This is a genomic window from Leucobacter japonicus (genome assembly GCF_001273855.1).
Classification (GTDB): Bacteria; Actinomycetota; Actinomycetes; order Actinomycetales; family Microbacteriaceae; genus Leucobacter; species Leucobacter japonicus.
Genome location: NZ_JHBX01000052.1, coordinates 1 through 290, shown reverse-complemented (window position 1 = coordinate 290; position 290 = coordinate 1). Strand labels below are relative to the sequence as shown.

At 64.1% G+C, this 290-nt stretch carries 1 protein-coding gene; it reads right to left on the bottom strand.

Translation table 11 applies throughout. The annotated features are described in order from the left end of the window. Nucleotides 1-290: thermonuclease family protein (locus AMS67_RS00150; protein ID WP_162230790.1), on the bottom strand; the 290-nt coding region annotated here is incomplete at both ends.

Here is a 290-nt window from a genome sequence, read left to right as displayed (position 1 = left end):
TGTCATAGGTGTCCTCGTGTGCCGCACCGGATTCGATGAGCGTGAGCGCGGCGTTCTGCCCATCGATGGTGACGTGGCGCAGGAGCCGTCCGTATCGGTCGGTGTCGCCCTGCGAGGGGTCTGTGGTGAGTTCGACGGTGCGGCCGTAGAGCATGGTGTCGAGTTCTGTGCGGGCTTCCTGGGCGTAGCATTCGTCGTTGCCGCCTGATCGGTTGATCTCGGGCGTATCGAGGCCGATGAGGCGTACACGCGATTCCCCTTGGTCGGTGCGGATGTCGATGGTGTCGCCG